This window comes from Rhodococcus sp. SB1D (genome assembly GCF_048573875.1).
Taxonomy (GTDB): Bacteria; Actinomycetota; Actinomycetes; order Mycobacteriales; family Mycobacteriaceae; genus Rhodococcus_F; species Rhodococcus_F qingshengii.
The window spans coordinates 42,916-65,508 of record NZ_JBMAIQ010000008.1 but is presented as its reverse complement, the minus strand read 5'-3'; the positions used below and the strand labels follow the sequence as shown (position 1 = coordinate 65,508).

The following is a 22,593-nucleotide window of genomic DNA, read 5'->3' as shown; positions in this document are numbered from 1 at the left end:
CAGCTTAGTTCAGCTTGCAGATCACGAATGCCGTTCACCGTTGAGACTGTGGTCGGCGAGCAAACCCGTCAGCTCTTCGGCGTAGGCGAGTTGCTTACGTAAGTGTGTGCAGCTTTCTTCCGCCCGGGTGTGGCAGTCGGTGACGAATTCGGTTGCAGCGGTGAGCGTTGACGCGTCCGAAGCTTCGTCGCCGAGCACTGCCAGAGAATCGAGAAGTTGTTTCATTTCTTCGAGACTGAATCCGAGCGGCTTCATTCGTCGGATTACCAGTAGCCGTTGGACATCGGCCTCGGTATAGAGGCGGAATCCTCCGGCGCTCCGCTCGGACGGAGTAACCAGACCGACCTCGTCGTAATGACGAATCGTCTTGATCGACAGTTCGGTGCGTTCGGCAACCTGTCCGATCTGCATGTTCGGCCCTTGGCCCGCATGTTCCGGCTCAGACATCACTCCCACTTTCCTCGCGCTGGGCCTCCATACTCTCAGTGACCGTCACCCAGGCGACCGGACAGGCGCAGGTGGCGCTCGGCCGATGCGTCGTCGAGCCCCACGATCTCGACATTCTTGCCTCTGGCCGCGTACTTGGTGGTGATGGCGTCTAGTGTCGCGACGGTCGACGCGTCCCAGACATGAGACTCGGACAGATCGATGACAATGTTCTTCGGGTCGCCGGCGTAGTCGAACTGGTAGATCAGATCGTTGCTGGATGCGAAGAACAGTTCGCCTCGAACCGCATAGACACGGGTGTCCTCGTCCGGATGCGCGACGTCGATCACTTCGGTGAGATGCGCGACGCGGCGAGCGAAGATGACCATCGCGGTGATCACTCCGACGATCACGCCGTAGGCAAGATTGTGGGTCGCGACGGTGACTGCCACGGTGACCAACATGACCACTGTCTCGCCGATCGGCATGCGGCGCAGGGTCTTCGGATTGATGCTGTGCCAATCGAAAGTGCCGACCGAGACCATGATCATGACGGCCACCAATGCGGCCATGGGAATCAACGCCACCACATCGCCGAGGCCGACGACGAGTATCAGCAAGAACACGCCCGCCAGGAAAGTCGAGATTCGAGTGCGAGCGCCGGAGACCTTGACGTTGATCATGGTCTGGCCGATCATCGCGCACCCTCCCATGCCCCCGAAGAAGCCGGTGACGATGTTCGCGACGCCTTGGCCCCACCCTTCTCGGGTCTTGTTCGAGTGCGTATCCGTGACGTCGTCGACGAGCTTGGCCGTCATCAACGATTCGAGGAGTCCGACGAGCGCCATGGCCAATGCGTACGGCGCAATGATCGACAGTGTGTGCATGTCCAGGGGGACATCGGGGAACAGTAGCGTCGGTAGGCTCGACGGAAGCTCGCCCTCGTCGCCGACGTTGGGGACATCGAACGCGAAAACGACTGTGGCGGTTGTCAGTAGCACGATTGCCACCAGTGGAGCCGGGACGGCGTTCGTCAGTTTCGGCAGGAATACGAGTAGCAGAAGTGCGACTGCAAGGAGTGGGTAGACGAGCCACGGAACATCGATCAGGTGGGGGAGTTGGGCGATGAAGATCAAGATGGCGAGTGCGTTGACGAATCCCACCATGACGCTGCGCGGAATGAAGCGCATCAACTTTGCGACGCCCAGGAGGCTCAGCACGATCTGGAGAAGGCCGGCCAGAAGGACTGTCGCAATCAGGTAGTCGATTCCGTACTCGCGCGTCAGTGGAGCGACGACCAGTGCGACGGCGCCGGTAGCTGCGGAGATCATTGCGGGTCGTCCGCCGACGACGGCGATGGTCACTGCCATCGTGAACGACGCGAACAGTCCTACCCGCGGATCGACGCCGGCGATGATCGAGAACGAGATCGCCTCGGGAATCAGTGCCAACGCCACGACCAGTCCGGCCAAAACCTCCGTTTTGAGACGGTGAGGTGACCGGAGCGCGGCCCGAACCGAATTGTCGTTGGTGGATGAAGCGATGGTTACTGCCATGAGATTCCGTCCTGACGAGGTTCTCATACTCTACCCTCCTGTAAGGGTAGAGTATGACCGGAGATCTCACTACGGTGCGAACTTCTGTCGAATTGTGTTTCCCCGCAGTGAATCTCGAATCGCGAGATTGGTCGAGAGGGGAAAGGCCTGCGGCGGCGGTCAGATGTGACGACCAGTAACTCTTACCAAGTATTTACCTACTGTGTGGGTTTTGTTTATTGAAAACGGGTCAACTCGGGCGCTGGCTCCGTTACAGTTCGGCGGCAAACGTCAATCAGGTTGTTCCGAGAGGACATCATGTCAAAACGCCTACTGAATGCTGCGCTCCTTACCGGCCTCCTTGCCGGTGGAACCGCTGTGGCCGTGATTCCGGCGACCGCGGCGCCCGTTGCAGAAACCACGTCGACAACGTTCCAGGTCACGTGCCGCGCAGTTCCGAGTGCGTTCTCCGGTCCTTCGTCAGACGGAAAGCCTGCCACGGTGCGGGTTTCGGCTCCGACGGTAGTCGCGCCAGGTCAGGTCTTCGACATCGACGTGGATCCGGGTAGCGTCCAGATCCCGAACGATGTGAGCGGCGCAAGCGTCAAGAAGATCTCGCGTCTGAAGATTGATCTGCCGATTCCGACCAACGCGGAGTTCGTTTCGGCGACGGTCACCGATCCGGGCAATGTTATTGCCGGGAAACCTGCTTCGGTGATTCGTGTCAACGAAGACGGCACTCCCGCAGCGGACGGTCCGATACTCCGGTTGTCCGGCGCAAACGAAGCGATCGGCAACAGCCCGTCATCGTCGTCGGGTGCGCACGGTGGGCTGGCGATCAATGCTCAGTCCGGTGCCGAGACGAACATCGTCTTTCCGAAGATCAGAATCACCGTGAAAGCCGGGCCTTCCGGCGCAGTCGAAACCAATGTCCGGACTTCGGGTGCTGCAGGTACTTTCGGTGGGCCGGAGTCATTTTTGACCTTCCTCCCTCAGGTCGGTCACTGGCTCGCGGGAACCATCTGGGCGCCCACATCCTGCTCGCCGCGCGACGCTGAGACCGGCCCCCTCAATGCCGGTGCCGGCGCCCTGGCATCCACGAAGATCGACGGGGACCTGGGGCCCGTTGATCCTGAGCCAGGCGCGGACATCGTGACTAAGCTCGAAGGACCGGCTACCGCCGCGACCGGTACTAAGGTGTCTTTTGCTTCTCACGTCGATCCGGAAAACACAACGGGAACAGTACAGTTCATGGTCGACGGCAAACCCGTCGGTGACCCGCGGCCGGTGGTTCGCGGTATTGCGCGCCTGGATCTCACCTTCGGTAAGGCGGGTACCAAGTCCGTGACTGCAGTATTCACCGCTACCGGAGACGAGGCGAAGTACTCGTCGGCGGCACACGTACTCAAGGTGACCGGTGACACCACAGGTCCGGTCGATCCCGACCCGACCGATCCGGGCACTCCGGGCGGTCTCGGCAGCCTCGAGTCCGTTCTGCCGCAGCTGCCGACGGGTTCGCTCGGAGGCAAGTGATCACGGTCCTACCTCACTGAACTTTCAATGGCCGAGTTCTTCTGAAAGGCAACACATGAACCCCCGCACTCTGGCAGTTTGCGCTGTCGTACCAGCACTCGCGGCCGGACTCCTCGCTGTGTTCGCGCCGGTGGCAGCGGCTTCCGATACCGTGACGCGGACAGTTTCCTTCGAACACAAGTGCCGGGTCGACGGCGCCACCGATTGGGATTCGTCGTTCTCCGACAACATGGAGGTAACGGCGCCCACGTCCGTGCGTCCCGGCGAACAGTTCACAGTGAAATTGCATCCAGGCACCATGCGTAGTTCGGATTCGGACACCGGTCGTATCAAGTACGACATCGCACTACCGCAAGGGGCAACCCTGGTTTCGTACTCCCTCGTCGGTGATTCGTCGTCCAACTTGACCGGCGAGACTGCGGTGCTGCTCCGGGTGGGCGCAGACGGAAACGCAAACCCGGCGGGTGAGTACCTGCGAATTACCGGTACCGGCAACAAGACAGTCAACGACGGTCCGAGCGCGAACGACAACAAGCCCAAGGAAGGGCTGCAAGTCAAGGCGAACACGGACTTTCGTTTGCCGGCAGTCGAATTGAAACTCGAAGCTCGGTCCGACGAGGGAAATGCGACGACGCACCTGCGCGCCGGGGCGACGAGCCCGAGCATCAAGATCAAAGACACGAGCATGAGTTTCGGTGAGTCCCGGTGGGTCAATGCCGCTGGGTATTGTGTTGCTGCGGGGGAAGGACGCAACGCCCTCTCGACTACCGAGGTCTTCACGACCAACCAGACCGAGACGATGGTCGCTGTCGCACTGGAGGCACTGACGGGCGAAGACGTCAAGATTGCGGCGAGTATCGACCCGAACCCGGGTGAGGGAACGGTCGAGTTCTTCGACGGCGATACGAAGATCGGCAGCGCCACAGTCGATTCCAATGGCCATGCAGAACTGGTCTGGCCGTTCCGCGACCAGGGCGAGCATCGCATCACCGCAAAGTTCTTGGGTACCAAGAAGTTCAGTTCTTCGGAATCTGCGGACAAGACCGTGACCGTCACCGTGCCTGGTGTCATCGTCGTCGAGCCGGTGGATCCGACGGAACCGGAAACTCCTGGTGGAACCGGAAGCCTCGGGGACATCTTCTCGAAGCTGCCGACGGGCTCACTCGGAGGCTGAGTCACCCAAACGGCAGGGGAGCGTCGACGTTTCGGCTCGAAGACGGGTGTGTGATCGAATACTGGAATGACAGGTTCGAATCATGCCGAGAGCCGCAACGCCGGCGTTCCCAGTTTTTCTCAATGGGAGTCTCCGTCACGTAAATCGGGCCAGAACCACAAAAGGTAGCTCACCAAAACTGGTGCCCTTTTACTACCGTTAGTTGAAGAACTGCGCGAACCGCGGGTTCTTACATCAACAAGCCTTCGAACTCGCCGCTGCGGTTCAGGTATGAACAAGGTAGGGAAAATGCGCAAGGTTAGTTTGCTCGCGTCCGCTGCAGCAGTAGCTGTCGGTGTGGCAATGATCGGGACGTCTGCGGCCTCAGCAGCGCCGGGAACGATTCCTGGTCACGGACTGTTCGACGTGCCGTGGGAGGTGTTGCCGGGAACCTACACGACGTCTGGGCCCGTATCAGCTGACATGCCGTGCATATACGGCCGAGCGAAGGTCGACGGCGATGGTGAATTGAATGTCCTCGAGTTCGAAAGCACCCTCGAACCGGCGACAGTCACGATTCTCTTGACGGATTCTCGCTTCACCACCGCATATTGCGCTGATTGGAAGCGAGTGTCGTCAGTCGGATCGTTGGATCTCGGATCACTTTTCGGGTCATAGACGTCTCCGCTCTGATTCCAGATGGGCCTCTGGCCGTGGCCACGGACCTCTGCTATCTCGGCTAACGCTCGCCTCGCGGATGTGCTCGTTCGTCTCGAGTTTCCGACCACTCGTCGCATGAGTCCATGACCAGGGACTTTAGCCCTCGGTAATTACCTACCAATCGGTATATTCTGCGAAGGTACGGACTTCGTGAACCGATGTGAGTTGGCTCCGGGGGACGTGCCGGCCTCGCAGGACCGCCCGCAAAGTCAGCCCGGTGAGGCCACCGGAGTTCGCGCATTTCGACAGATTGCCGCTGGGTCCGTCCGCTACGAGGGGAGCGGACGGACCTGACAGCACGAGAGAGTGCCATGCCTGAACGTGGTCAAAGCAGAGTGGACGCGGGGATCATTGCCGTCGTCGCAGTCATCACCGGTGTGTTCGTCGCACTGACCGGTCACGGTCTGGTTGCAGCGCTCGCCACCGTAGTGGGCCTCGCGCTCGGAATGGCGATTGTGCGGTATCTGATCAAGGGCCGCTGATCACCGCAAGAGTTCAGCAGGTCGCGAGAATGTCTGCGATGGTGTCGTGTTCGGCTTGGGTGACCCACAAACCGTATGCCGCTTTGACTTCCACTTGAGCAGTCACGTACTGGCAGCGGTAGGCCTTGTTGGGTGGCAGCCAGGTCGCCGCGTCGGAATCCGACTTCTTCTGGTTCGTGGGCCCGTCGACAGCGCGCAGGTTTCGAGGGTCGTTGGCCAGATTGGTTCGCGTCTGTGTATCGAGCTGTTGTGCGCCCTTCTGCCAGGCGTCCGAGAGTGCGACTACATGATCGATCTGGACTGCAGAAGACGTGTCCTGGCCGCGGGTGAACGCGATGGTCTTGTTCGTGTACGGGTCACGGAGCGTACCGGTTTGGACCGAGCAGCTTTTGGAGCCGTCCTTGAATGTCAGGTCGGTGAGGTCACGCCGCAGGATGTCGTTGCGAGTATCGCAGCCGTTGTGGCCGAATTCGACGGTGACGTCGTCGGTCCAGGCGGTACCGAACAGCGCGCGGTCGTATCCGGTCTTGGGTGCGCGTCCCTTGACGGGGATCTGTGCCAGCAGTTCAATTGCGGCGGACGAAGGAGCCGAGGCTTCGGTCACGACCGTCGTGGTGACACCGGATCCGATTCCCGAACCGAGAGAAGATGTTTCGGGCGCGTCGGCGTTGGAATTGGCGCAACCTCCCAGCACGATCACGGCAGCAATGCCGATGGTGACGCCGGTGATGCCGCGCCTGTGATATGCCGTGCGTGCCATGTGTGAGAGTCCATTTCTGCGAGAGATGAACTACAAGTATGTCATTCACGACAATTCGGGCCTAACCGGCACTGTCTGTCAGTCTGGTCGAAGGAACCATCGAGTCACCGGGACAGAGACGAGGACCCGCGGACCGTCACGAGTTTCGTCTGCGGCATCCCAGCCGTCGTACTTCTCGCCGAAAAGTCTCAGGAGGTCGACGAATTCGCCGACATCGTGATGAATTGTCGCGAGGCCCTGTGCGACCCACGGGTCGCCAGCGGATCCGTCGACTGCCAACGAGACCCGAGGATCGTCCAGCAGGTTCCGAACCTTACGATTCTGCTCAGCGCTCGGTATCCAGAATGTGTTCTGATGCAGTAAGAACCAGACCGGAGTCGTGTGCGGCGAGCCGTCGCTTCGGAGGGTGGTCAACCACACGCAAGGAGCATCCGCGATAGTCACGGTCCCAGTATCGGCGCCGGCGCGAGGTTCACCAATCGAGTGTTCGGAACGAACAATGCCCGGCCCTCGCCGTTGGCGAGGACCGGGCATTGTCGGGAAGGGAGTGGAAGCGTCAGATCTCGATCTTGGGGGTCTGTTCGCCCAGCTTGTGGCGGGCCAGCGCCAGGTTCGCACGCGCACGGTCCAAAACGAGGTACACGAACAGCGTCGACAGTCCGGGCGTCTCGAGGACGCGAATGAGGTGGTACTGGTTGCTCAGGGTGATCAGGATGTCTTCCAGGGTGTCGGTAATCCCCAAGTTACTCATCGTGCGGAGCTTTGCTCGCACAACCTCGGAGTTGCCGGCGCCGGCGTACTCGAGGCTGAATGACGGGTTGCCGCTCATGCCGAGAACCATTCCGCTGTCGGCGTCGACGACGGCTGCACCGCTGGCACCGTCGATGCGCATCAATTCGCCGAGGATCTTGTCGATGTTGCTCATTGCTTCTCCTTGGTAGGGCCGAGTCGCGCGGGGCGACTCCAGGTGATGCTTCGGTGGTGAAGTCATCGGTACATTTCGAGGTGGAATTGTTGGTTGCGGCGTCGGGAGTGGGTCGGGCGGCAACTTTTCAGTTTGTGAGATTTGTGGGCTCGTTCCGTTCGGTGCAGATGGGCGGCCATTCGACGACTCGAATTCGTCGATGCGGTCTGCGGGTAGCCAGCCGTCTCCGGCGGGTGCGTTGAGTGGCCGTCTCGTATCCGTCTCGTAGTCCGGGGCCGGCGGCTGGAGTTGCGGATACACCGGTGCGGTCAGCGGTCGCTTGTACGGAATCGGCTGACCACCCGCGTCGGCGACGTTCGCGAACCAGGCGGCGTACCCGGGGTCGCTGCGATCGAGGTTTTGCCCGCGATCGTCGTCTTCCTCGCGGGAACCTCGTCGACGAAAAAGTCCCACTCGTTCCAGCCCCTTATAGACGAACTATTTCCGATCGGAGCGTTCCGGATGAACGCGGCAGACCGGACAATCCCACCCGTAGTTATTTTGCAGTTAAGTCACCGTAGCATGGGTTCGCGAACGGGGCATACAGTCCAATCCCGCAGTCGGGAGGGCGAGGCGCTCGGATTCGGCCGGATGCTCGGGCAATTGGCGCTGACGGGCGATGCCGGTCCGTTCGAACGCCAGTGGCCCTCTGGCATCCTTGAGGGATGAAGAAAACGATCACCGGGTTCATCGGTGCCTGCTCGCTGGTGGCGCTGGTTGCCTGCGGTTCAGACGGAGACAAGCCGACCGAGGTCGGAACACTCACTTCCTCTGCTTCGGCGACCACCACAGCGACGTCGACGACGTCATCCGAGGCTCCGGCGACGTCGTCGGAAATACCTACCGAGACCCCTTCGGTCGACTCGAGTGCTCCGGCTGAGGTCCCGTCCGACCCGAATGTGAGTTCGGCGCTGCCACGGACCTACGCGCAGGCGTGCTCCGACGTTCTCCGGTACCTCGACGCATACCAGCCGGCCATCGACGAGTCCGGAGAGGAAATGGGCATGACGCGTGAATCATTGGCAAACGACATGCTGACCTCCATCCAGGCTTATCCCGAATGGTCGAGCCTGTCTGCCGACGAGCAGGCCGAGGTCACTCGCGGATTCGCCGCAGCGACCGCGGGAAGTTGCTGACCTACTTTCAGAACAACGATTCCTGAATTGCCACGCCAGGGGACTCGAACTCGCCGACGGTGATGGTTCGACCGACCAGTCCGGACACATCCGCGACGAAGCGTGGCGATTCAGGATCGGGGTCGATCCGCAGCGAGGCGATCGAACCGGCAAGGCCCTGCAGATACAAGGAATGTTCGCCGGACTCGAAAGTGTGCGGGTACGCGATCAACGGTGCCGCATCGAAGACCATGTCAGCGCACGCCGGCGCCGTCCATTCTTCGGGAGCCTCCAGGATCTCGATTCCGTCGATGTCCGATCCGATGTCATTCAGCTCGTCTTTGATCGACGATACGAAGTGGTGCAACGACTTTCGTAGTTTCTCTCGATCCAAGGGCCCTGTCAACGCTTCGATTTTCCGAGACGTACGTATTGCCTGGCTCAAGTGGAAGTGCTCCGAAACTCGGGCTTCGAGGGCGCGAATGCTGTAACCGTCCGTCGACCGCGCTACGAACAATGCGCAGACTGCCCCTTGTTCGGCGACTCGCGGATGCTTGCGGAACTCGGAAGCCGTCCCCACCTTCATCTGGCCGCCGGCGAATACGTCGACGTAGAGCCATTGTGGTTGTGCGAGGTAGGTACGCACATTCGGATGAATGTGCGCGCCGCTGACGTGTGCCTGATGAACCGTGGTGAACCCCTCACGATTTCGGCATCGGTCGCATTGGCGTCCTGCGGTGACCGTCGCCCCGCGGTCGCACGGCGAGTGTCCTGGACCTTCGGCGGTGAGATCTCGCCAGCCGAGGCAGCGGCGGCCCTTCGTCTCGTCGACGGAGAATCGCAGCACCGAGTCGTGAGTGAAGAAGGTCGTAGCGGAAGTGGTGTCGTCGACGCATCGGATCCGCGGTGCTGTCGGGTTCGACCAATCGATTCCGCGAACAAGCAGGGTCATGATGAAGTGTCGATTCCTTCTGTAGTTCGCAGGTCGACACCTATGGTAGTCACTGCACATGCGGGTCAGTGCAGTGGTTGTGCCCCACGTTGTTCGAGCATCAGCGTCATCAGCCCGGATTCCTGACTCTGGGTGTTGATCATGTCGCGGGCGGACTGTTTCACCGGCCCGCTCTCGAGTAGGGCGTCGGCGGCCTGCGCCATGGCGATCCCGCCACGGTGGTGGCGTTCCATCAGTTGAAGGAAAAGGACCTCGGCGTCGAGCCCGCGAGCGCTGCTCAGTTTCTCGAGTTCTTCGGTCGTAGCCATACCAGGCATGGAGTCGGTCTCGGTGTCCAGCGTTGCCGGGTGATGACGAGAGTCGCCGGCGCCGCTCGGCGACGCCTCCATCCACGCCATCGGCGTTCTACTGTTCGGCGGGACACCGGCCAACCTCAGCCAACCGAGCATGACACCGATTTCCGTTCGTTGAACATCGTCGATCTGCTGGGCCAGTCTCGTCACCGCCGGGTCCACATCGGGACTCAGACGCGCGAGAATGAAGAGGGCCTGTTGATGGTGGGCCGCCATGTCGTGCACGAATCCGATTTCGGTTTCGCTCAGAACAGCTCTCTGCGTGTGGTTCTCGGGTGCGAACAGCGGACGTAGTGCTGCGCCGAGTACGAGCAGCATCAGTGCCGCGGCCACGAGTGCGACGGCTTTGACCGCTCGCGGTGCCGTCATGATCCCACGGTCGTCTTCTGGTCAGCCGGTGGTGTGTAGACACCGTTTTCGAGTTGCATGGCAACAAAGCCGTTGTCGGCGCACGTCGCCCACAACGTGGTCCCTCGCCATTCGGGTGGGGAGAAACACCAATCGGTCGAGATGTCGCCGAGAGCGACCATGCCCGACCGCGAACTCAGTGCTTGGCCGGGGTCGAACTGGCCCTGCGCGATCGACTGCGCGATTGCCGGGGTGCTGAGAACGGGTACGCCGATGAGCGACGCGAGAGCGTGTGGCGAGTTGGCGAGTTCGAGATTGCCGCCGGTCCGAGCAGGTGGGTTGAAGTACGCAATTTCGTGGACGTCGAAGGGATCTCGAACATCGAAGACCCGAATCCCGCTCGAGATCCATCCACATGCCAGCGCCGTCGGGTCGACCGGGCGATCTGCCGAACAGTAGTGAGATTCGTACGCGAACAGCGATCCGCCGGCAGCAGACGCCAGCGCAGCGTCTTGATTCTCCGGCAGATTGATTTCGAGCTTCACCGAATTGACGACCGACGGTTCGTCGTCATCGGAGACGTCGATCAATTTGACTCCGCCGGAACCACCTTCGTCGACGGTGAACAGGTACGGCGAACCGTCGTAGGTGACCGGAATGCTGTGTTGGGTGGCCCACCCGTCGGTCCACGAGAGCTGGGACAGTTGGCGCACCCGAGGATTCGGGACGCGGCGCTGAACCTCACTGATGTCGAGGACATGTATTCCGCCGAGATTGTTCGACAAGTACATGCGATTTCCGTCGGGACTGATTCCGAAGCCGTGCGTCGACAACCCGATGAGGTCCTGCCAGACGACGCGTGGGTTGGCGGGTTCGGTGAGATCGACGGCGCTCACCACGCCGGGAGCGGTGCCGGAAGACCAGTAGGTGTTCCCGTCCGGTGAAAATCCTCCCTCGTGATTGGTGATAGGCAGCAGCATCCCCAGATCGGTTCCTGGTCCGGGGTTGAGTAGTTTCGGGTGCGCGCAATCGGAGATGTCGTAGACCGACATCAGGCCGACGCCGGTCAAGAGCGGAACGCCCGTGCCCACCAGCAGCTTTCGCGCGGTGTTGACCTTGAGGCTCTCCCACGTTCCGGCCAGCATCGCGGGTTCGGTCAGCGTGGCGGTGAGAGCGGGATTGGCAGGATCCGACACGTCGAGAACTTGGACGCCCTGGGCGGGGCCCAGGAGGTTCCCGGGGAAGAAACTGCCGACGTACGAGCAGTGTTCGAAGTTGGTGGACGTGATCCCGCCGCCGCGACCCGAGTAGCCGCCGATCTGAGACATGTTGCAGCTGTAGCCGTCTCGGCTGCGTCCGCTGTTTCGGTCCTCGGCCGGAACATCACCCTGCAACCCGGTCTCGGGCATCGATCCCGGGCCGCATTCGGCGCGGCTTGCGGCGGTGGAAGCGACACCCGGGTTCTCGTGGATCGAGCCCGGGGCAGTGGCGGGCTCAGCCGACGCGACGCACACGGGAAGCACGGTGATCAAGGCGACGAGTGCGATGGCAGATCTGGTTCTGATGGTCGTGAACGATTTCATCGAGTCCAACTCCCGGTGCGGGATTGCCTTTCGTATCTCACGGGCAGACGTATCTCACGGACAGGCAGCACGGAGGGCAGGCGCGTGTTCGAGCGCTCACGACGATCGGGTCGGGGTGTGAACCGGTGTCGGGCCGCAACCAACCGGACAATGCTGTCCGGTTGGTATCGTAGTGTGCGTGACATCGTCTGGCCGCGTCAATAGCGGATCTCTCAACAGAGGGCCGAGAGATGCGGCGCGCAATCGTGCGGCACTCGTCTCAGCAGCTCGTGAGGTGTTCGCCACTCAGGGTTTTGCTGCTCCGCTCAGCCTGATCGCCCGCACGGCCGGCGTCGGTCAGGGCAGCCTCTACCGGCACTTTCCCACTCGCGAAAGCCTCGCACTCGCGGTGTTCGACGAGAACATCGTCGAGCTGCAAGATATGGCTGCCGATCCGGATTCGACTCTCGACGATCTTTTTCGATTGTTGGTAGACCAGATCACCACCTCCATCGTGTTCGTGGAGGTCATCAAGCCCGTCTCCTTCGGCGACTCACGACTGAATTCGGCAGGCACCCGCCTGACCGATCTCCTCGAAGGACGCCTCGAGGAGGCGCGTCGAGCTGGGAAGATACGCGAGTCCGTGACTGCTGAGGACGTGATCCTGGCGATCGCCATGTTCGCCGCGATCATGGAACGGACTGCCGAGAGCTCGCGAAAAGAAGTCGCGCACTCGGCCTGGAACCTACTTGTGCAGGGACTGGCCGGGCCGGCAGCGGCGGGCTGAGTCACGTTCGCCTCGCGTCTCGAGGTGATCGCCTAGGCTCGTGGCATGGCTATTGTCTGGACAGTTCCTCGCGCTATCGGCTCCACTTTGCTCGTTGCTCCGTTGATCAAGGAGTTCCTTGTCGAGGGTGACGGCACCCTCGATGCAAAACTGACTGCGGTCGGTACGGTCTCTGCATCTCTCGAGAAGCAAGTCGGCCGCACGTTCACCTCGATCAGCGCTGCTTCGGCGGCAATCTTTTCCGGTGCTGCCGGTTCCACCAGCGTGCCAGACGCACTACGTCTGGCCGTGATGCGCACTCTGTCCACCGAGGTCGTCGTCAGGAAGCCGGCTCCGCAGGCGTTCTCCGAGAAGGTCGGGAAGAGGTTGGGGCAGTATGTCTTTGCTTTGCGTGACCCGCGTAACGACCAGGTGTTCCATGTCGGGCACGGCACGGGAAATCAAGTATTCGCGCCGGTATTCGAAGCGCTCGGTGAACTCGCGAACCTCGAAGGAGCGGACGCTCCGGCCGAGTCGAATGCTGCTGTGACGGCAGCCAAGATCGCTCGGATCCGCGAGATCTACGACGCAGGTTCGGCGGTGGAGCACTTCGTACTCCTCCGCTCGGTCTCTGGCGCCACGGATTCGGCCGCCACTACCGACGAGGTCGTCCGAGGCATCGTGGAAGCCTTGCGGATCACCGACGCGGGAGAGGGTCTGACCAATCTCGCAGGCGATACCTCGGACAAGGACGCCCGTGCGACGCGCGTCGAGGAACTCGCATTGCGCTACTCGGCTGATCCCGCGCCGGAACTCCCGACGCCGAGCATCGTCCTCCACGTACCGGCCTCCGCCCGTCCGGGAGCAACGCCGGAAGAGATCTACGAACTCGCGCGCGCCGAGTGGTCTGCCGGTGCGGCTGTTCGTGCCGAGATCGGAATTCCCGTTCTGGTGTTTGCCGACAGCATCATTCGTGGTGCCTTCCGTGCTCAGTCATGGGAGGTGTCCACCCGCAATGCCGACGGAAGCCAACTGTGGCGGTTCAACGGAACCGTCGACGACGAGCTTGCTGCCAAGTACGTCGGAACCGAGGTCACCCCACACAACGTCGGCCTGAAGAAGTGGCCCGTCAGTGGTTGGGTCACGAGGTTGACTACCGCCCGTCCAGGTGCGGTCGTGCCGGGACCTCGTAAGTCCAAGTAACGCAACAACTTCAGGTAGAAGGAATTGTGGGGGCGGGATCCGTTCGGATCCAGCCCCCACAATATCGTTGCCCGGGGTTGTCAGCCGAGCAATCCGCTTCCCAGATAGTCGTTCTCGGTGCATCCCGGCGGAATGAGATACACCGCAGAACCGATCGGCGTCGTCCACTCGTTGAGTGCGTCGAAGTCACTCAATCGCTGTTGGACCGGTAGATATTGCTCGGCGATGTCCCGTTGGAATGCTGCGAAGATCAATCCCGAATTCGAGGTCTGCCCGCTCTCGGGTGCGTCGTCGTAGTTGTATGCCCGACGGAAGAACTGCTCCTTCTCATGCGTCTGGTGGGCTCGAGCGATGTGTGATCCTGGCGGGATCACCGGAATCCCGAACTTGTCCGTGAGTGTGAAATCCGCTTCGTCGAATTCGTTGGTTCCGTTGAGCGGAGCGCCATTGGACAACGTGCGCCCCATCGTGAGTTCGCGCCCCGAACGGTCGAGTTCGTCCCAGGTATCCATTTCCATGCGAATGCGTCGCAGTACCAACGAGGTTCCGCCCGCCAGCCACGACTGACCCGCGCCGTCGTGCCAGATCAGTGAATCGAAATCCACTGTTCCCGGAGCAGGATTGACGGTCCCGTCCACTTGGCCCATTAGGTTGCGCATCGTGGTTCCCTCAGGCGTGGTGCCGCGAGCGTTGCGGAATCCCTTTTGCGTCCACCGGATGGTCGTCAGTGATCGGACGTTCTTGGTCAGAACTCGCACAGCATGAGCAATGGTCACCGGATCGTCGCCACAAATCTGCAGCAACAGGTCCGATCCGCCCCATCGATCGTCAAGTCGGTCGATCGCGTAGCTCGGCAACGGCTCGAACCAGTCCGGTTGACGTGCTTGCAATCCCAGCTTGGTGAACAGGCCAGGGCCGTAGCCGACGGTCACTGTCAAGCGTGCCGGATCCACAGCCAGTTCCCGTTCGGTGTCCGCCAACGCCGGGTTTCCCGCGGTGAGCCGTGACGCATCCTCGGACCACATCTTCATGATTCCGACGACGACTGCTCGATCGGTTCCAGGCAAGAGGTCGAACCCGATGAAGGTGCCGTGCGCTTGCGGCGTGGTGTCGATGCCGGCTTGGTGGACTCCGTAGAACGGTTCCACCAGCTTGCCTGCTTGCTGCTCGTGTTCGCTGCGCTCGACCACTGTGGTTGCGCCCCAGGTTATTCCCGCCACGCCGAGCGCGGCGGCGCCTCCTCCGAGAAGGCGCCGCCGGCTGAGTGCTCGGCTGGGCGGGTTCGTGTTCTCAGCCACCGTGATTCGGGTCGTAGTTCTCCTGATTACCGGAGAAGTCGCGAATCTGGGCTGTGAACGTGGTGCTGGAACCGTCGTCGTAGATCAAGGTGAGTTCGGTTTCTGCGCCTGGGAGCAGCGGCGCGGACAGGTCCATGAACATGAGGTGGTCACCGCCCGGGGTGAGGGAGGCGGATCCGTTGGCAGGGACCAGGAAACCGCCGTCCTTGGGACGCATCGTCATCGTTCCGCCGTCGCCGGTCACGACTTCGTGCAGCTCGAGTCGAGACGACGCGGGGCTGGTGGCCGAGACCACGCGTACGTCCTTGTCACTGGAGTTGACGAGTTCGGCGAACGCCGCGCTCATTCCTTCCGGCGCGGCCTTGACCCATTGATCCTGAACTGTGATGGATTGTGCAGCTTCGGTTTCCTTGTCGGAGTTGGAAGAACAGCCGGTCAGGGCGAGAGCTGCGGACAGTGCAACAGCTGCGAATATCTTTGTGCGAACAGTCATGTGTGTCTCCGTAATTCGTGAAGTGTCAGGTGGTGGCACGGCGTTTGAACGCCGCAAGGCACAGGTCGATCAGCAGGAATGCGAGAAGGCTGATGCCGAGTAGCGGAACGAACCAACCGACCAACGCCGTGATCGCGACGAGCGCAACGAGGCCGACCGGGGAGAGGTTGCGGATTCCGCCGCGGGCAGGAACCCGGCCGACTGCCCAGTCGGAGCCACGAGTGGGGCGTCGGCGCCACCACATGATGTAGCCCCGAATGACCACGCTGACCAGTGCGAGTGCCAGTGCGGCGAGTGCGATCTGGTTGGCAAGACCGAACAGCAGGCCCATGTGGAGTTGGATTCCCCAGGCCGAAAGTTTGGCTGCGAGTGGCCAATCCGAGAACCACAACTCGTCGGTGACCTTTTGCGTCGCTCCGTCGATTGCGATGGTGTTGTTGCTGTACACCCAGGGCTGACGTGTCTGGGCGACGGTGAACGCCGTCTCGGCGTTCGCGGGTATCGATACTTCGACAGGACCGGTGATCCCGTTGTACCTGGCGATACCGAGGACGGTGTCGACGCGTCCGACGTTGGTGTCCGTCAGCGTGCCGGTGGCGGCGGGGGCCATGTCGTGACCCTCGTGCCCGCCTGTCGCCGGAGGGGGAGCGTCGCCGAGAGTTTTCACAACTGAGGGCGTCGTCCAACTCAACGCGGTTCTCAGATTGCTGACGTTCTCTCCGGCGTAGGTCGACCACGTGAGGCCGGTCGCCGAGAGGAAGACCAATGCAACTGCTATCCAGATGCCGACGACACCGTGCCAGTTCAGGGTCCGGCTTCGTCCGGTGGATGCTCGGTCGATCGTGAGCAGTCGAGCGTTCCGGGCGGTGCGGTAACGACGGAACCAGAGGTAGACACCGCCGAGTGCGACCACCCACATCCACGACGCGGCCAATTCGCTGTAGAGGCGGCCGGGTTCGCCCAGATGAAGGTGGCGATGCAGTTGGGAGATCCAGGTTCGCAGCGGCAGCGAACCACTGCTTCCGTAGACCGCCAACTCGCCGACCGGCTGTGCGAGCACCGGATCGACGAAGACGGCGAGCCTCTCCGATTCGCCCAGTGACGGATCGGTGAACAGGACTCGGGTGGTTTCGCCGGCAGCAGGGGACGGACGTACTGCCGAGACGGTCAAGTCGGGGCGGTACTGCTGAGCGGAACGGATCTGGTCGTTCAGTGACGCGATCTGTCCGGTGGTGTCGGTCTGGAGGTAGTCGCTGTAAACGAACTTCTCGATGGTGGGTGCCATCGCGTAGAGGCCACCGCTCAAAGCGGCGATGAGGATGAACGGTCCGATCAGGACGCCGGCGTAGAAGTGCAGACGCAGGATCAGTGGTCTGGCGCCGCCAACCTGCTTCTTCGGGGGAGAACTGTCGTTGGACGCGCGCGTCTGTGCGCGCTCCAATTCGGGTGCGGACATGCGTGTACTCGATCCCGCTGTGCGCCTTTGTTAACCGCGGGCGGTTAATAAAGGCGCACAGCAAAGTGGCGCACGTAATCACGTGCGTGAAAGGAAAGGGGAGGTGAGTTACACGAATGCCGGTGGGCCGCGAGTGCCCAGGCCTGAGGTGAGAAGTTGACGTAGAACAACTTTGGCGCGGTATCGAGTACGTGCAGCGAACGGTGACGGTTCAGCTGCCCACGGGCGCAATAGAACGGCGACGATTGCCGCTACCGTCGATGCGGCCACGACGTATCCGCGTTCTGCGCCGCGGATCAGCACTGCGCACACTCCGACGGCAGCGATGTGTGCTGCGAGCATCGGAAGGGACAGGAGCAGGCCGTGTTGATGATCCGAAGCGATGGTCAACGTCGCGTGACCGATGGCCTGACCCGCAGCGAGCATGAGGGCGAGCAAGAGCGCGGGGGAGCGACGGGTGTCGATGGACGTGACCACCGCGCCGACGCTCGCGCAGGCGAGGATCAGCAACACGACAGCGCTTTCGGACGGGGCCATGCCGCCGCCACCGAGCGCGTGGGCTGCGACGGAAACCGCGCCGGAGGTGCCGCCCACGAAAGCACCGCGCAGCTGCGCGACATCTTTCGGACCCGGCGTCATACGCGAAAGGATACAGGCGCCTACTACCGGGCTTAGTAGGTGATCGGTCGGGATCGTTTCGGTGGCCGACCGACGAACGCGTTAGGTGGGGGATTTGTCCGATTCGCCAAACTTTGCCGAGGACCGGGTGAAACAAACGTGACGGTCATTTTCCGGTGCCAGACTTGGCTCTGGTCGCCGGCAACGGGTCGACGGCAGGGCAAACACATAGGAGAGTTTCATGAGGCGTCGATTCTTTGCGATATTCGCCCTGATGGGTGCGTTCGGTCTCTTCCTGTCTTCGGTGGCCTCGGCGGACCCGGTCACACGCTCCGTGTCGGGCACCCTTGTCAACTCGTGTAGCGATACTGGCGATCCGGTCGGGATATGGATGGTCGTATGGGATGGCTCGACGCAGATATCCTCGGCCACTGTCGGGGCGGGTGGCGGATACACGATCACGAACGTTCCTCCGGGCAATTACACGGTCAGTCCATACTCGCCGGCTGGATGCGGATCCGTACCCGACAGGACGGCGGTAGATCTGACGACGTCCGACGCGACCGGGATCGACTTCGAGTTGGTGAAGGTGTTCAGCATCGTCGGAACTGTCACTGGGTGTCCGGGTGCTGACGGGGTCGGCGCGTCTGACGTGACGTTGAATCTCCTCGATGCCGGCACGCAAATCGCGACGACAACGACGGATGATTCCGGTGACTACTTCTTTCAGTACAAGCCGGCCAAGGACGGCTATTCCGTAGAAGTGGTTCCCGGCAGCGGATGCGGTGCCGATCCAGCAGTAATTCCGGTGAATCTGAGCACGAATGACGTCACCGGTGTCGACTTCGCGCTCACTGCCGACGGCTGCGATACGGGCAGTTCGTTCGGAAGTGTGGATCTGTCGACGATTTTCGGAAGTCTCGGCAGTTCGGAATTCTGCAGCAGCTGAACACTTGTCCATGAAGGGAGGGCGATCGCCGAGGCGATCGCCCTCCCTTTTCTCGTTTGTTACCAAGGGATTTGCCCTGACATTGCGGAAGGCTGTTTCTAGCGGCAGATGAAGATATCTGTGCCGCATATCGTTACGACGTTCGTATTTGCTGAGATCGGCACAAGCTTGGGGACCAAAGTCATCGAAGTGCGGGTGTAACGGTCTGTTGTGCCACGACGGTATTGAGCAGAGAACGGCAAGCCCGCCAGAGTGATAGCGTCCGAGAGGCTATGTCCGAAATGATTCCGAACTCGACCTAGGAAAACGGTGCGCAGCGATAACAACGGTTCGAATAACGGAGTCCTGGGGAACAACTCCGGAACGACTCAGGGCGACGGCCATTTCGACGCGTCCGACGACGGCTATGCGACGTCGATTCGAACCGTCACCTTCACACCACAATTCGACGAGCCTGCAGCAAAACCGTTGCCCAGTCAGCGGATGCGCCAGCAACGTCGTGAAGAGCCGACCGATTTCCGGACCTCGACGCCCAGGCCTATGACCTCCGTCGACGACCTGGACATCATCAAGCGGGCGAAGCGTCCACCCGAACGCGGTTTGGGCAGTGTGTTGTTCAAACTCACCGGGGGCCGGATCAACACTGGGCAGTCGGCTGCCGAACTCGAACACCAGGCTCTCGTGCGCCGCGCCAACCGAACGGTGCGCGGCGTGTACAAGATTGCTTTCATCTCACTCAAGGGTGGAGTGGGGAAAACCACGGCGGCCAAAACTGTCGGTTCGACGTTCGCATCGATCCGTGGGGATCGAATCGTAGCCATCGACGCCAATCCCGACCTGGGGACTCTGGCTGATCGCGAACGACGTGAACATCACCTGACCGTTCGTGATCTGTTGGCCGACGGTGACATTCGTACGTACAGCGATGTTCGTTACTACACCTCGCAAGGCGACAGCCGACTCGAAATCCTTGCGAGTGAGGCAGATCCGGAAACTTCGGAGTCGTTCAACGAGCAGGACTACCTCGATACTCTCCGAATTCTCGAGGTGCACTACAACATCGTCATCACCGACTGTGGCACCGGAATCATGCACTCGGCCATGTACGGAATTCTCGACGAAGCAGATGCCTTGGTTGTCGTCAGCCCGACAGCTCAGGATGGTGCCCGTAGTGCTGCAGCAACGCTCAGTTGGCTGACCAAGCACGGATACGCAGAACTGGTGAGCAGGTCGGTCGTGGCGATCAATTCGACGCGGCCGGGTTCGTCTTCGCTCGACCTCGATCAACTCGAGGACGTTTTCGCTCAGCGTGGAGTGCGAGCGGTCAAGACGTTGCCCTACGACGATCACCTGGGCGAAGGCGGTCCGATCGACTTGAAGTTGTTGAACAAGCGCACGGCACGGGCATATCTGGAACTCGTCGCAGCAATTGCCGATGGGTTCCCGGACTCGGTGGGCAAGCACGCTTCTCGATAGAACGTGCTCGCCACCGAATCTGATCAGCAGGCTCCAGCGTTCAAGGGTGCCGAAGTATCGCGCCGTATCCGTCGGCGAGAACGAGGCGTTCGTCGATCTGTACCAACTCGGTGCCGGTCCCGATTGCGATGTAGGGGAGTACGCGATCGGCGGGCCCGATCAACTCTCCACTGGTGACTTCCTTGTCGTCAGGATCGGTGAGCAGCAGCGTCTCGACCTTGCCCTGTTCGAGGGCGTCGAGGACGCGTGCGGTCCCGTCGATGGAGAGGCCGGAGTCCCGGCCCTGCTCGGCGACGTAGCGTTCGGTTTCCACATCCATTCTGCGCAGTCGCTGCGTGTCGATCAGTTCACGAATCGACTTGGACACCTCGGCGGGTGTCGAACCGACTGAACGCGAACCCTTTTCGACGTCCACCACCCGTAGCGTCGACGGCAAAAGCTGTGCAAAAGCTTTGCGGGATTGTACTTCTCCGATGACAACCACCAGCGCGACCTTGTGTTCACGGGCGAGCGCCGCCGCGCGCTCCACAGCCTGAGTCAGGTTCTTCCGGATATTCTCCTCCACGAGGCTTTGGCTGTCGGTGTATCGCTCCTGACCGCCCACGTGTGCCTTGTGGACCGGGAAGCCGTCTCCGTCTACCGTTTCGCCGTACACGTCACGCCCGCGAGCATCGCGCACGCACAGGTCCGCGCCAGTGTGGTCGACCTTGGCGATGAGGAACGGTTCGGTGTCGTATCCGTGTGCGATCAGTGGAATCAGGTAGGGCAGTTCGCCCAAGGTCGCGATAGTGGAGCCGGCAGGTTCGAGCAGAATATCGTCGATCAGCACTGCCTCGGAAGTGGCGACGATCGCGCGCCCGGCGCGACCTGAGATGCCGTGATGGTTGTCCTTCACCTCGTCCAGTCGTGCGATCAGCGATTCCGATGCTCCCTGTTTCGTGAGTTGATTGCGCATCGAGCGCCATTCGAGTTCGAAGCGCTCGCGCGCATCTTCCCGGTTACGGACGTCTTCGAAGTACACGGAGGCAAACGGGCCGTCACTCGAACCGACCTTCTTCAGTCGCCCAGCATGCATGTCGGCTCCCTTCTGTAGTGGTCCTATGCCGCGTACCCGACAACCGGTGATTCGACACGACCGCTTTCAGTTCGCACGTTTGTTCGACTGCTGGTACTGTCTGTGAACGTGAGGGTGGTGCAGAGGGAAGCCTGCATCACCTTCACGCCAAGAGCCCGGGACCTGCCGCCGACTGCCTTCGGTGGCAGGTCCCGATTCTGCTTACTCGGCGTCGTCAGTGCCCTTCGACCTGTCGGAACTCTTGCGCCAGTGGGTGAATCGTTCCTTGATGTCCGACGCTACATCGCCGACGCCATTCCCCACGGCGCCCACCGCACCGCCCAATCCGCTACCGATGTCGCGCACCATGCGGATCAAAGGGTCCTCCGACTCGTCGAAGTTCTGCTTGTAGGTCTTGGCTGCATTCTTGAACTCGTCGCTGATCTTCGCTCCGTCGTCATCGCCGCGACGGGGGTAGTTTCCGCGCAGAATCGCGGCGTAGTCTCCGCTGTCCACCCACTTCTTGAGCTCGGCGGCGCGAAGCACCGAGAACGGGTGAGAGAGCAGTTCGATGTTGAGGAGCTTGAGTACACCGTCGCGGAGGTCGCCGCTGGCGTCGTACTCGGCGGCCTGGGCAAGAAACGCGTCGATGTCGATTTCACTGACTCGGGATCCGCCCGCCAATTTCATCTGGACGCGAATCGCGGTGTGTACGTCCTGCCCGCACAACAGTCCGGCACGATCACCGGACAGTTCTGACTTGCGCTGCCATTCCATGAGGGCGGCGATGATCGCGCGCAATGCCCACCCGCCGACGGGCAGCCATCCGATGGTTCCGGCCAGTCGCATCAAATGCATCAGGATGGTCCGATACACAGCATGACCGGACAGCGCGTGGCCAAGTTCGTGGCCGATGATGAACCGCTGTTCCTCGTAGTTCATCACGTCCAATAGGCCGGTAGTGACCACCATGAACGGCTTGTCCATGCCGATGGTGAAGGCGCTGACCATCGGGGTCTGGAGTACGAACAGCTCGGGTGTCTCGTCGGCCTGCAGGATGTCGACGCAGTCACGGCGCAGGTCGTTCAGGTCGCTGAACTGGCGTTCGTCGACTCGCACCGACGTGGCGAGGTACATGAGGCGGTGCTGACGTTCTTGGAGCAGTCCGGACAGCGTCCGCAGGACAGTGTCGAACCCCCGAAGCGTCCGGAGCGTCACCAATGCAGCCCGATCGGCTGGGTGTTCCCACGCACGCGAGCTGATGTCCGGGAACTCGATTCGGGTGCGATCTGGTGCAGTGGTCATGGTGGCCCCTCACTTCGATGTGTGTCGACTCACCTCCAGGGTAACGACTAGTCGGTTTAGCGTGGATTTCCG

At 61.3% G+C, this 22,593-nt stretch carries 22 protein-coding genes and 1 pseudogene; 9 read left to right on the top strand and 14 right to left on the bottom strand.

From position 1 onward, the window contains the following. Positions 1 to 21: 21 nt before the first annotated feature. The gene (locus tag ACN50D_RS18620) at positions 22 to 447 is read right to left on the bottom strand and encodes a MerR family transcriptional regulator (protein ID WP_211921585.1); all 426 of its coding nucleotides are present in this window, start codon (positions 445 to 447) and stop codon (positions 22 to 24) included. A 35-nt stretch (positions 448 to 482) separates the two neighbouring features. Next, positions 483 to 1,982, bottom strand: coding sequence for a SulP family inorganic anion transporter (locus ACN50D_RS18615; RefSeq protein WP_039973399.1), 1,500 nt, complete (start codon positions 1,980 to 1,982; stop codon positions 483 to 485). 297 nt (positions 1,983 to 2,279) lie between these two features. Here ACN50D_RS18615 and ACN50D_RS18610 point away from each other — a divergent pair, with 297 nt between their 5' ends. The 4 genes from ACN50D_RS18610 to ACN50D_RS18595 all read left to right on the top strand — a co-directional run bounded on the left by ACN50D_RS18610 (position 2,280) and on the right by ACN50D_RS18595 (position 5,849). Beyond that, complete coding sequence (locus tag ACN50D_RS18610) at positions 2,280 to 3,494, top strand: Ig-like domain-containing protein (RefSeq protein ID WP_211921586.1); 1,215 nt, start codon at positions 2,280 to 2,282, stop codon at positions 3,492 to 3,494. Between the two features lie 55 nt (positions 3,495 to 3,549). Then, positions 3,550 to 4,668, top strand: coding sequence for an Ig-like domain-containing protein (locus ACN50D_RS18605; protein ID WP_118602765.1), 1,119 nt, complete (start codon positions 3,550 to 3,552; stop codon positions 4,666 to 4,668). Between the two features lie 288 nt (positions 4,669 to 4,956). Continuing rightward, entirely contained in the window at positions 4,957 to 5,325 is a 369-nt protein-coding gene (locus ACN50D_RS18600) for a hypothetical protein (protein ID WP_029537646.1), read from the top strand. A gap of 353 nt (positions 5,326 to 5,678) precedes the next feature. Further along, on the top strand, positions 5,679 to 5,849 hold the full coding sequence (locus ACN50D_RS18595; RefSeq protein ID WP_007734610.1) for a hypothetical protein: 171 nt from the start codon (positions 5,679 to 5,681) through the stop codon (positions 5,847 to 5,849). A 16-nt stretch (positions 5,850 to 5,865) separates the two neighbouring features. Here ACN50D_RS18595 and ACN50D_RS18590 read toward each other — a convergent pair. The 3 genes and pseudogenes from ACN50D_RS18590 to ACN50D_RS18580 form a co-directional block, all read right to left on the bottom strand. Continuing rightward, a pseudogene (locus ACN50D_RS18590) lies at positions 5,866 to 6,609 on the bottom strand (HNH endonuclease family protein); the annotation flags it as partial. Between the two features lie 78 nt (positions 6,610 to 6,687). Beyond that, positions 6,688 to 7,053, bottom strand: a complete 366-nt coding sequence (locus tag ACN50D_RS18585) for a pyridoxamine 5'-phosphate oxidase family protein (RefSeq protein ID WP_047269305.1) — start codon at positions 7,051 to 7,053, stop codon at positions 6,688 to 6,690. A gap of 112 nt (positions 7,054 to 7,165) precedes the next feature. Further along, complete coding sequence (locus ACN50D_RS18580; protein WP_020906454.1) at positions 7,166 to 7,534, bottom strand: hypothetical protein; 369 nt, start codon at positions 7,532 to 7,534, stop codon at positions 7,166 to 7,168. A 704-nt stretch (positions 7,535 to 8,238) separates the two neighbouring features. Between ACN50D_RS18580 and ACN50D_RS18575 the strand changes: the two genes are divergently transcribed. Next, complete coding sequence (locus ACN50D_RS18575) at positions 8,239 to 8,709, top strand: hypothetical protein (protein WP_003945723.1); 471 nt, start codon at positions 8,239 to 8,241, stop codon at positions 8,707 to 8,709. 7 nt (positions 8,710 to 8,716) lie between these two features. Here ACN50D_RS18575 and ACN50D_RS18570 read toward each other — a convergent pair whose 3' ends face one another. The 3 genes from ACN50D_RS18570 to ACN50D_RS18560 all read right to left on the bottom strand — a co-directional run bounded on the left by ACN50D_RS18570 (position 8,717) and on the right by ACN50D_RS18560 (position 11,924). Beyond that, positions 8,717 to 9,640: a DUF2797 domain-containing protein gene (locus ACN50D_RS18570; protein ID WP_211921591.1), complete on the bottom strand. Its 924-nt coding sequence runs from the start codon at positions 9,638 to 9,640 to the stop codon at positions 8,717 to 8,719. A gap of 65 nt (positions 9,641 to 9,705) precedes the next feature. Beyond that, positions 9,706 to 10,362, bottom strand: a complete 657-nt coding sequence (locus ACN50D_RS18565) for a DUF305 domain-containing protein (RefSeq protein WP_007734614.1) — start codon at positions 10,360 to 10,362, stop codon at positions 9,706 to 9,708. After that, positions 10,359 to 11,924: an LVIVD repeat-containing protein gene (locus tag ACN50D_RS18560; RefSeq protein ID WP_211921593.1), complete on the bottom strand. Its 1,566-nt coding sequence runs from the start codon at positions 11,922 to 11,924 to the stop codon at positions 10,359 to 10,361. Before ACN50D_RS18560 ends, ACN50D_RS18565 begins: the two co-directional genes overlap by 4 nt. 178 nt (positions 11,925 to 12,102) lie before the next feature. Between ACN50D_RS18560 and ACN50D_RS18555 the strand changes: the two genes are divergently transcribed. Both ACN50D_RS18555 and ACN50D_RS18550 read left to right on the top strand, forming a co-directional pair. After that, on the top strand, positions 12,103 to 12,690 hold the full coding sequence (locus ACN50D_RS18555; protein ID WP_223304676.1) for a TetR/AcrR family transcriptional regulator: 588 nt from the start codon (positions 12,103 to 12,105) through the stop codon (positions 12,688 to 12,690). Positions 12,691 to 12,735: 45 nt separating this feature from the next. Beyond that, entirely contained in the window at positions 12,736 to 13,872 is a 1,137-nt protein-coding gene (locus ACN50D_RS18550) for a GIY-YIG nuclease family protein (RefSeq protein WP_211921595.1), read from the top strand. A gap of 80 nt (positions 13,873 to 13,952) precedes the next feature. Here ACN50D_RS18550 and ACN50D_RS18545 read toward each other — a convergent pair whose 3' ends face one another. From ACN50D_RS18545 to ACN50D_RS18530, 4 genes are all read right to left on the bottom strand, one after another. After that, positions 13,953 to 15,170, bottom strand: coding sequence for a Dyp-type peroxidase (locus ACN50D_RS18545; protein ID WP_042920208.1), 1,218 nt, complete (start codon positions 15,168 to 15,170; stop codon positions 13,953 to 13,955). Continuing rightward, complete coding sequence (locus ACN50D_RS18540) at positions 15,163 to 15,663, bottom strand: copper chaperone PCu(A)C (protein ID WP_209922958.1); 501 nt, start codon at positions 15,661 to 15,663, stop codon at positions 15,163 to 15,165. The genes ACN50D_RS18545 and ACN50D_RS18540 overlap by 8 nt, the downstream gene beginning before the upstream one ends. A gap of 25 nt (positions 15,664 to 15,688) precedes the next feature. Then, positions 15,689 to 17,119, bottom strand: a complete 1,431-nt coding sequence (locus ACN50D_RS18535; RefSeq protein ID WP_063314929.1) for a PepSY-associated TM helix domain-containing protein — start codon at positions 17,117 to 17,119, stop codon at positions 15,689 to 15,691. Positions 17,120 to 17,227: 108 nt separating this feature from the next. After that, positions 17,228 to 17,758, bottom strand: a complete 531-nt coding sequence (locus ACN50D_RS18530; protein WP_007734626.1) for a hypothetical protein — start codon at positions 17,756 to 17,758, stop codon at positions 17,228 to 17,230. Between the two features lie 220 nt (positions 17,759 to 17,978). Between ACN50D_RS18530 and ACN50D_RS18525 the strand changes: the two genes are divergently transcribed. Together ACN50D_RS18525 and ACN50D_RS18520 are read left to right on the top strand one after the other, a co-directional pair. Next, positions 17,979 to 18,686, top strand: coding sequence for a hypothetical protein (locus tag ACN50D_RS18525; RefSeq protein WP_211921597.1), 708 nt, complete (start codon positions 17,979 to 17,981; stop codon positions 18,684 to 18,686). 309 nt (positions 18,687 to 18,995) lie between these two features. Beyond that, positions 18,996 to 20,162 (top strand): MinD/ParA family ATP-binding protein, encoded by a 1,167-nt coding sequence (locus ACN50D_RS18520; RefSeq protein ID WP_076949148.1) that lies wholly within the window; start codon positions 18,996 to 18,998, stop codon positions 20,160 to 20,162. A gap of 40 nt (positions 20,163 to 20,202) precedes the next feature. Here ACN50D_RS18520 and ACN50D_RS18515 read toward each other — a convergent pair whose 3' ends face one another. Together ACN50D_RS18515 and ACN50D_RS18510 are read right to left on the bottom strand one after the other, a co-directional pair. Beyond that, positions 20,203 to 21,237, bottom strand: a complete 1,035-nt coding sequence (locus tag ACN50D_RS18515) for a hypothetical protein (RefSeq protein WP_007734628.1) — start codon at positions 21,235 to 21,237, stop codon at positions 20,203 to 20,205. Between the two features lie 201 nt (positions 21,238 to 21,438). Beyond that, positions 21,439 to 22,521 (bottom strand): M48 family metallopeptidase, encoded by a 1,083-nt coding sequence (locus tag ACN50D_RS18510; protein ID WP_211921599.1) that lies wholly within the window; start codon positions 22,519 to 22,521, stop codon positions 21,439 to 21,441. Positions 22,522 to 22,593: the final 72 nt, after the last annotated feature.

What these genes read in the sequence shown, in the direction of transcription:
- ACN50D_RS18570 (WP_211921591.1), bottom strand. Translation starts at nt 9,640, where the DNA reads ATGACCCTGCTTGTTCGCGGAATCGATTGGTCGAACCCGACAGCACCG.
- ACN50D_RS18540 (WP_209922958.1), bottom strand. Translation starts at nt 15,663, where the DNA reads ATGACTGTTCGCACAAAGATATTCGCAGCTGTTGCACTGTCCGCAGCT.
- ACN50D_RS18575 (WP_003945723.1), top strand. Translation starts at nt 8,239, where the DNA reads ATGAAGAAAACGATCACCGGGTTCATCGGTGCCTGCTCGCTGGTGGCG.
- ACN50D_RS18610 (WP_211921586.1), top strand. Translation starts at nt 2,280, where the DNA reads ATGTCAAAACGCCTACTGAATGCTGCGCTCCTTACCGGCCTCCTTGCC.
- ACN50D_RS18525 (WP_211921597.1), top strand. Translation starts at nt 17,979, where the DNA reads ATGAGGCGTCGATTCTTTGCGATATTCGCCCTGATGGGTGCGTTCGGT.
- ACN50D_RS18600 (WP_029537646.1), top strand. Translation starts at nt 4,957, where the DNA reads ATGCGCAAGGTTAGTTTGCTCGCGTCCGCTGCAGCAGTAGCTGTCGGT.
- ACN50D_RS18550 (WP_211921595.1), top strand. Translation starts at nt 12,736, where the DNA reads ATGGCTATTGTCTGGACAGTTCCTCGCGCTATCGGCTCCACTTTGCTC.
- ACN50D_RS18595 (WP_007734610.1), top strand. Translation starts at nt 5,679, where the DNA reads ATGCCTGAACGTGGTCAAAGCAGAGTGGACGCGGGGATCATTGCCGTC.
- ACN50D_RS18560 (WP_211921593.1), bottom strand. Translation starts at nt 11,924, where the DNA reads ATGAAATCGTTCACGACCATCAGAACCAGATCTGCCATCGCACTCGTC.
- ACN50D_RS18510 (WP_211921599.1), bottom strand. Translation starts at nt 22,521, where the DNA reads ATGACCACTGCACCAGATCGCACCCGAATCGAGTTCCCGGACATCAGC.
- ACN50D_RS18515 (WP_007734628.1), bottom strand. Translation starts at nt 21,237, where the DNA reads ATGCATGCTGGGCGACTGAAGAAGGTCGGTTCGAGTGACGGCCCGTTT.
- ACN50D_RS18530 (WP_007734626.1), bottom strand. Translation starts at nt 17,758, where the DNA reads ATGACGCCGGGTCCGAAAGATGTCGCGCAGCTGCGCGGTGCTTTCGTG.
- ACN50D_RS18620 (WP_211921585.1), bottom strand. Translation starts at nt 447, where the DNA reads ATGTCTGAGCCGGAACATGCGGGCCAAGGGCCGAACATGCAGATCGGA.
- ACN50D_RS18615 (WP_039973399.1), bottom strand. Translation starts at nt 1,982, where the DNA reads ATGGCAGTAACCATCGCTTCATCCACCAACGACAATTCGGTTCGGGCC.
- ACN50D_RS18605 (WP_118602765.1), top strand. Translation starts at nt 3,550, where the DNA reads ATGAACCCCCGCACTCTGGCAGTTTGCGCTGTCGTACCAGCACTCGCG.
- ACN50D_RS18535 (WP_063314929.1), bottom strand. Translation starts at nt 17,119, where the DNA reads ATGTCCGCACCCGAATTGGAGCGCGCACAGACGCGCGCGTCCAACGAC.
- ACN50D_RS18565 (WP_007734614.1), bottom strand. Translation starts at nt 10,362, where the DNA reads ATGACGGCACCGCGAGCGGTCAAAGCCGTCGCACTCGTGGCCGCGGCA.
- ACN50D_RS18580 (WP_020906454.1), bottom strand. Translation starts at nt 7,534, where the DNA reads ATGAGCAACATCGACAAGATCCTCGGCGAATTGATGCGCATCGACGGT.